We start from the raw sequence: 6,601 nt of genomic DNA, 5'->3' as shown, positions 1-6,601 counted from the left end.
CTTTATTTCTTAGCTCATAGAGATTTAATTTATCTTCGTAGCTCAATTTCATAAAAAAGCACCCCATTCGTTAGATTATCTGTCTAACTTTTGGGGTGCGGTTCAAGAAGGAAGCTGGGCTTTTTATTTCGTCAAGTATTACACAACCTTAAAAAATCGCACCGATCGGGTGCGATAAAACGATTTAAAATTTTTCTTGGTAAAATTCAATCACATCCCCGGCTTTTGGTGTCAGTTCTGCCGCAGATTTATCTGCCATCACATCGTTGACCTTGTACATCCAGTAAAGTTTAGCAGCTTCGTCTTGCTTAACACCGTCAATGGCCGTAACAAAGCCATCGGTTTCTTCAACATCGTGATGAGCTTTCAAGAGGTCAAGTACTGTCTCGCCCTCTTTGAGTGGAACCGATTGTTCTGTCTGTGTTTCGCCAGTCTTCACGACCAGCTGTACCATTTGTTCTGACACCTGACTTGTTGTTGGTATCGTTTTTTCTTGTTCCAATCGCACAGCTGCACAGCCTGTCAAACTGAGCACTGCCATCAAGGCAAGGATAGATGATAGTCGTTTTTTCATGGGAGGTCTCCTTTAGTGGGTTAGTTGCTCTAGTCGAGCAAAAATAGTAACAATAATCGGATAAAATAAGGCTGTTGAGATCGCATGCGCCAGGTTAAAACTAATACCGTTGAGCAGATAAGCCCAGATTGGCATTTGGTAGAACAAGGCAGACACACTATCAATCACCAGACCGTATAAAATCCCCATCAGCCCAGCCAGAACGGATTGAGCAACTCCTCTTATTGTAGCAGATTTTAAAGACTTTGTTAAGGGGTAGCACAGCATTTTCCACAAAAATAGAACCACCCCGTAGGCCAGTAGCTGCCAGAGCACCCAAGGACCAAAACCAAAAATAAAGGAGGTGACCACCATGGTCAATGCCATCACCATCAGGCTATCTGCTAGACCTAGGGTAATGGATAGGACGAGAAATATGGCGGTGATTGGTTTGATGTTTGAAAAAGCGCCAAAAGCGTAGCGAAGCGCTACGCTAAGGGCTGATAGTAAAGCAATTTGAGCCAGACGACGGGTATTCATTAGCCCCAAACCTCATCGATGACCTCTTTGACCAGTTTCAGCTTGTTCCACTGGTCCTCATCAGTCAAAATGCTTCCTTCTTCTGTTGAGGCAAAACCACATTGGGTTGCCAACCAGAGCTGTTCCAACGGGATATGCTGGCTAGCTTCCTTGATGCGGGCAATCAGCTGCTCTTTGTCTTCCAGTTTACCGTCCTTAGTCGTCACAAGACCTAGGACAGCCACCTTGTCAGGGTTTTTGAACTCTGCTAGCGGTTCAAAGCCACCAGAACGGTCGTTGTCATACTCTAGGAAATAGGCTGTCGCATTTTCACGACCAAAGAGGGTTTCCGCTACTGGGGTATAAGGGTCAGAAGTCAGATAGGTGGATTGGTAATTGCCTCGGCAAACGTGAGTATTGATTTGCAGGTCTTCTGGCAGGTCAACGATGGCGGTATTATTGATTCGCAAGAAATTCTCTCTCAAGAAATCTTTGTCCACGCCTTTAATGACAGACTGGAAGAACTCATCGTCCATGATAGCTCCCCAAGTACAATCATCCAACTGAATGGTGCGAGCCCCTTCGTCATAAAAAGCTAGAATAGCCTGACGATAAGCCGCTGCTAAGTCCTGTGCTAGATCAGCTGGGTTGGGGTAAACTGCTAAAGCCTTCTCGAGATTGCTACCGCGCTGCAATTCAATCAAACACTGGGCTGGGGCTGGAATAGTCATCTTAGCCTCTACTCCTCGTTCATCAGCGAGCTGTTTGATAAAGCGGTAGTGTTGGATAAAGGGATGAGTTGCTTTGTTAAAGCTGATTTTACCAGTGACAATCGCCGAGTCGTCATTGGTCTCGACACCAGCAAAATATAGCCCCTCACCGTACTGAGACCGCTCAATGCCCTCAAATCCCCAGAAGAAATCCACATGCCAGTTGGCACGACGGAATTCGCCATCCGTGATTTTCTCAAGACCGACCGCCACCTGCTTATCGACCAACTCAGTAATTAAACGATCCTCGATAGCCGTCAGCTCTTCTTGACTGATTTCGCCCGCGGCAAACTGGGCTCTAGCTGTTTTTAATTCTTCAGGACGCAAAAAGCTCCCAACGTGCTCAAAATATTTTTTTGTCATCTGTAATTCCTCCTGTCCTATCCCCAAACCTCGTCAATAACCTCTTTGACCAGTTTCAGCTTATTCCACTGGTTCTCATCAGTCAGGATATTGCCTTCTTCCGTTGAGGAAAAGCCACACTGGGTAGAAATCCAGAGCTGCTCCAGCGGGATATACTGACTAGCTTCCTTGATGCGCTCAATGAGCGCTGCCTTGTCTTCTAATTCTGGGAATTTTGAAGTAATCAACCCCAATACCGCAACCTTTTCAGGGTCTTTGAATTCTGCCAATGGTTCAAAACCACCTGAACGTTCGTTGTCGAACTCAAGGAAGTAGGTCTTTGCTGCTTCGTCCGCAAAAGTTCCTTAGCAATTGGGTTGTAGCCCCCTTGAGGAGCCCAGGTTGAGTGGTAATTCCCACGACACACATGGGTATTGACCAAGAGCCCAGCCGGCACATGCTCATAGACGTTATTATTAAGGGTTAAAAATAGCTGAGCAAGGCTCTCACGCACCTCATCCTTTGTTTGTCCTTGAAGGGCACCCCAAGCCGTTAAGAAGTTGTCATCAACCAAGACACCCCAGGTACAGTCATCGACCTGCAGGGTCTTGAGACCAGCTACAACCAAATCATTGATCACTTGTAAATAAGCTGCCTGGATATCTCGACGCAACTCCTCAACATCAGGGTAAATCTCTTGTAACTTGGCCACATGCTCAGCATCACGAATCAACTCAAAATAGAACTGAGAAGGAGCTGGAATGGTGTATTTGGCTTCGACACCTCGTCCCTCAACCAGCTGAGCCAGAAATTTGTAGTGCTCAACAAACGGATGGTTGTGCCCGGTGATTTTCCCAGAAAGGATGGCCGAGTCAGCCTTGGTCGTCTCGTCATGGAACTTATAGCCCTCGGCTGCCTGGATATGGTCGATACCATTAAATCCCCAGAAAAAATCCAAGTACCAGTAAAGACAACGGAACTCACCGTCTGTGACTTTTTCCAAGCCAGCCGAAATCTGCTTATCGACGAGTTCTGTGATGGCCTCATATTCAATCGCTGTAAGCTCCTCAGCAGAAATTTTACCTGCTGTAAACTCTTCGCGAGCTACTCTCAACGCCTCTGGTCGCAAAAAACTACCAACATGTTCAAAGTATTTTTTTACAATTTCATCTCTCCCTTTTTGGTTAATGTTTAAGATGAATTTATTATAACAGACAAAAAATAGTTTGCATAATAGTCTTTTTATGGAGCTGGTTATAGTTTTTAGCTATAACTAAAATGCGAGCCTTCAACCAAGAGCCTTAGCTGCTCTAGCAGGATTACTTTTCAAGTATAAATAAATTGAGGTTGGGACAAAAGTCCTAACCTCTCAAGTGATTTTTAATTTTCAAGCAAGGCACAATGGTCGAGTTGGCTCTAATTCGTTGATTTTATCAGTTTTTACAGCTCTACTCAACTGTGCGGAGGTGGACTAACGACTCATCGAATTCTGACGAATGACCGATTTTTGTCCCACTCTCAATTTTTATTATTTAGCGGTGTACTTAGCCAATGTTTCTTCCACCGTTTTTCCCTTGGCCAGCCAGTCCACCAACTTGTCCAAACGACGGATTTCCTGCATAAGAGGATCTGTAATCTCCTCAATCTGCACCCCACAAATCTTGCCAGTAATCAAAGTGCGGTCTGGATGGTAGGCAGGAGCCTGTCTAAAGACATCACCAAAGGTTACTTCTGATTGACGAAAATCGCTCACTTCTTCCATGCTATAGCCTGTCAACCAAGCGGTCACTCGGGCGACATCAGCACCTGCATGGCCTTTTCGCTCCACCTTATTGACCAAGGCTTGGTAGACCGAAGCAAAACTCATCTGGTAGATACGGCTCATCTTACTGCACCCCCAATTCTTCATAAGGTGTTTTGTAGCCGATTTGCAGGATTTTCCCATCCTTGATGAGGAGTGGTCTCTTGATCAACATGCCATCTGCCGCTAGCAAAGCCAAGGCTTCTTCCTCCGTCAGACTGTCAAAACGATCTTTGATCCCCAAGGTACGGTAACTGTTGCCAGAGGTATTAAAGTATTTCTTTAGCTCCAATCCAGTCGCTGCCATCCATTCCTTGAGCTGGCTTGCTGTCGGAGGTGTTGCCTTGATGTCAATGGCTTCAAACGCCACACCCAGCTGGTTCAGCTCTTTCTTAGCAGCCTTACAGGTACTGCATTTAGGGTATTCATAGTAGAGATAGATCATGATATTTCCTTTCTGTTGTCTCATAGCCGAGCTAGTCAGTTGATTTGGAGATCCTTTCTTCATGTGCCAACAGCCAACTTTTTCGCTCCAAGCCTCCTGCGTAACCCGTCAAACTCCCATCACTTCCTAATATACGGTGACAGGGAATGAAGATGGACAGAGGATTTTTCCCAACTGCTCCACCAACAGCTTGGCTAGAGCGGCATTGCAGGCGGTCTGCTAAGGCCTTATAAGTACAGGTCTGTCCATAGGGAATGGTTGCCAACTCCGACCAAACCCGCTGTTGAAAAGCAGTACCTTGAGGAGATAAGGGAACAGCTACTTCGAGCACCTCGCCTGCAAAGTAGCTCTCCAGCCATTCCACTGCCTGCAGAAGGATGACAGAATCTCCCATTTCTACAGGCTCTTTTATCCCTCGCTCAAAGTGAGCTTGCCCCAGAAACCAAGCGCCGACTAAGCCTGTCTCATCAGCTACCAAAGAAAGTTCACCGATGGGCGACACATAGCAAGCTTTGACAAGAGTCACGGGCGCACCTTTGGCTTGCCTTCTGCGTTTAAAAGCGGCGTCAGCCCATGTCCATTTGACAGATACTCTACGCCTGTCTCCTTGTCTACCAGCACACTATAGGTTCCCACCAAACTATCACTAGGAACTGTAAAGTAGGTGACTTCAAACCGGTCCCGAAGAGCCTCTCTAGCCTTCTTGCGCGCCTCTTTCTCCACACGCTTGCTTTCCTTTTCGTCTATTCCTCCAAACAACATCTGTCTGCTCCTTTTTTTAATTTCTTCATTCATAAGACTATCCTGTGGGTAAATCGCAGCCAAAGCTACTACTCGAGAGTGCTATCGCTGACACGGTAATTTTCTTGAGTGCTAACCAGCAGACCTGCTGGAAGTTTGTGAGTGAATACTTGTGTAGTAGACCGCCACTCTGCTTATCTGTCCAGAAGTTTATTTACCCTAGTCTAAATCTAATGAATTGTAACTATGCCAAAAGACCGTTATACTGGTCAAATGGATCAGCCATAGGCAAAGACCATCACCCTTTTTCTGAAGCTACCTTTTCGTAAGCCAGCCGTTCACCATCTGGTAACTGAGCAATACCTACCTGTTGAAATCCTAGCTTGGTAAAAATATGCTGCATCGCTTTATTGGCAGGATGGGTATCCGCACGAAAGGTTTTGGTTTGACGGACTTCCATCAAACCTTCCAAGAGGGCCAAGATGACTCCTTGACCACGAAAGGCCTCCGCGACCGCTATCCGATGAAAGGTAAGATAATCAGTTTTATCAGGCTGTCTCCAACTCCCTGTCAATAGACAGTCATAAGCTAGCTCATGACCCATCATGGCAACATAGGCTGCTACTCGACCGTCTACCACAGCAACTTGACCATAGCCTTGCAAGATATCCTCAACAATGATTTCACGGTCAGGATAAGCGCCCTGCCATTGGTCACTCCCATAGCCAGCGATATGGCGTCTCGCATCGCCAATAATTTCCATGATTTGATTAACTTCACTCGGGAAAGCCAGTCTAATGTCCACAATATCCTCCTTTGAAACTACTGCTTTGAATAGCTATCTTTTTTTATTATAACATAATTGAGGTTTTCTAACTTAAATGTGTATTTGCTAAAAAACTAGACTGGTTCATGACCAATCTAGTTTTTATTAGCTTATCTAGCTCGTCTTCTCCGTCCGGCTAAGCCTAGGGCTGATAAGAGGGCTGTTGCGCCGACAGCGGCTAGAGCTGTGTGAACATCGCCTGTTGCAGGGAGTCCCTTCTTACCTACTGTCGCTGAGGCTAGTGCTGAAGCTACAGGAGCTGATGATTGGCTTGTTGCTTTAACAAGCTTAGCAACTTCTGCCTTGATGGCTTCGAGTTCAGCTTCAGTTTCTGCGAAGGCCACCTTGACAGCCAAATCGCCTTTTTGCTCGTCAGTCAAGTTGGATGCATCAATTGCTTTAAGCAAATCAGTCGCCAACTTAGCCTTGTCCACAGGTTTATCTGGTGTATTACCAGTGTCTGGTGTGTTACCTTGGTTAATGCCTGGGTTACCAGGATTTGAAGTGTCGGCACCTTGACCAGGGGTTCCTGGGGTCGGAACAGGATTTGGTGTTGAATCTGACGTTGGCGGAACCGGTGTTGATTGTGGCTCATAAACAATAC

Annotated in this window: 9 protein-coding genes and 1 pseudogene; all 10 read right to left on the bottom strand. The window is 46.1% G+C overall.

The window, feature by feature from the left end; translation table 11 throughout:
• Window positions 1–184: 184 nt before the first annotated feature.
• A complete protein-coding gene (locus tag ACERC5_RS09680) occupies window positions 185–574 on the bottom strand; it encodes a DUF4430 domain-containing protein (protein ID WP_373660648.1) in 390 nt (129 codons plus the stop codon).
• Between the two features lie 12 nt (window positions 575–586).
• Entirely contained in the window at window positions 587–1,093 is a 507-nt protein-coding gene (locus tag ACERC5_RS09675) for an ECF transporter S component (RefSeq protein WP_373660647.1), read from the bottom strand.
• Window positions 1,093–2,205, bottom strand: coding sequence for a 5-methyltetrahydropteroyltriglutamate--homocysteine S-methyltransferase (locus ACERC5_RS09670; protein WP_373660646.1), 1,113 nt, complete (start codon window positions 2,203–2,205; stop codon window positions 1,093–1,095). Before ACERC5_RS09670 ends, ACERC5_RS09675 begins: the two co-directional genes overlap by 1 nt.
• A 17-nt stretch (window positions 2,206–2,222) precedes the next feature.
• Window positions 2,223–3,349: pseudogene (locus tag ACERC5_RS09665) on the bottom strand (5-methyltetrahydropteroyltriglutamate--homocysteine S-methyltransferase).
• Between the two features lie 363 nt (window positions 3,350–3,712).
• Complete coding sequence (locus tag ACERC5_RS09660; protein WP_373660645.1) at window positions 3,713–4,093, bottom strand: DUF2200 domain-containing protein; 381 nt, start codon at window positions 4,091–4,093, stop codon at window positions 3,713–3,715.
• Complete coding sequence (locus tag ACERC5_RS09655) at window positions 4,071–4,427, bottom strand: Spx/MgsR family RNA polymerase-binding regulatory protein (protein ID WP_373660649.1); 357 nt, start codon at window positions 4,425–4,427, stop codon at window positions 4,071–4,073. The genes ACERC5_RS09660 and ACERC5_RS09655 overlap by 23 nt, the downstream gene beginning before the upstream one ends.
• Window positions 4,428–4,461: 34 nt before the next feature.
• Window positions 4,462–4,956, bottom strand: coding sequence for a methylated-DNA--[protein]-cysteine S-methyltransferase (locus tag ACERC5_RS09650; RefSeq protein WP_373660644.1), 495 nt, complete (start codon window positions 4,954–4,956; stop codon window positions 4,462–4,464).
• Window positions 4,953–5,225: a DUF6440 family protein gene (locus tag ACERC5_RS09645; RefSeq protein WP_373660643.1), complete on the bottom strand. Its 273-nt coding sequence runs from the start codon at window positions 5,223–5,225 to the stop codon at window positions 4,953–4,955. Before ACERC5_RS09645 ends, ACERC5_RS09650 begins: the two co-directional genes overlap by 4 nt.
• Before the next feature lie 244 nt (window positions 5,226–5,469).
• Window positions 5,470–5,976, bottom strand: a complete 507-nt coding sequence (locus ACERC5_RS09640) for an N-acetyltransferase family protein (protein ID WP_373659121.1) — start codon at window positions 5,974–5,976, stop codon at window positions 5,470–5,472.
• Between the two features lie 131 nt (window positions 5,977–6,107).
• A partial coding sequence (locus tag ACERC5_RS09635) for an LPXTG cell wall anchor domain-containing protein (RefSeq protein ID WP_373660642.1) occupies window positions 6,108–6,601 on the bottom strand: 494 nt, incomplete at its 5' end.

Origin of the sequence: Streptococcus sp. E24BD (genome assembly GCF_041807825.1) — a bacterium.
Classification (GTDB): Bacteria; Bacillota; Bacilli; order Lactobacillales; family Streptococcaceae; genus Streptococcus; species Streptococcus entericus.
The sequence above is the reverse complement of the archived record's forward strand: the minus strand, read 5'-3'. Positions and strand labels throughout refer to the sequence as shown.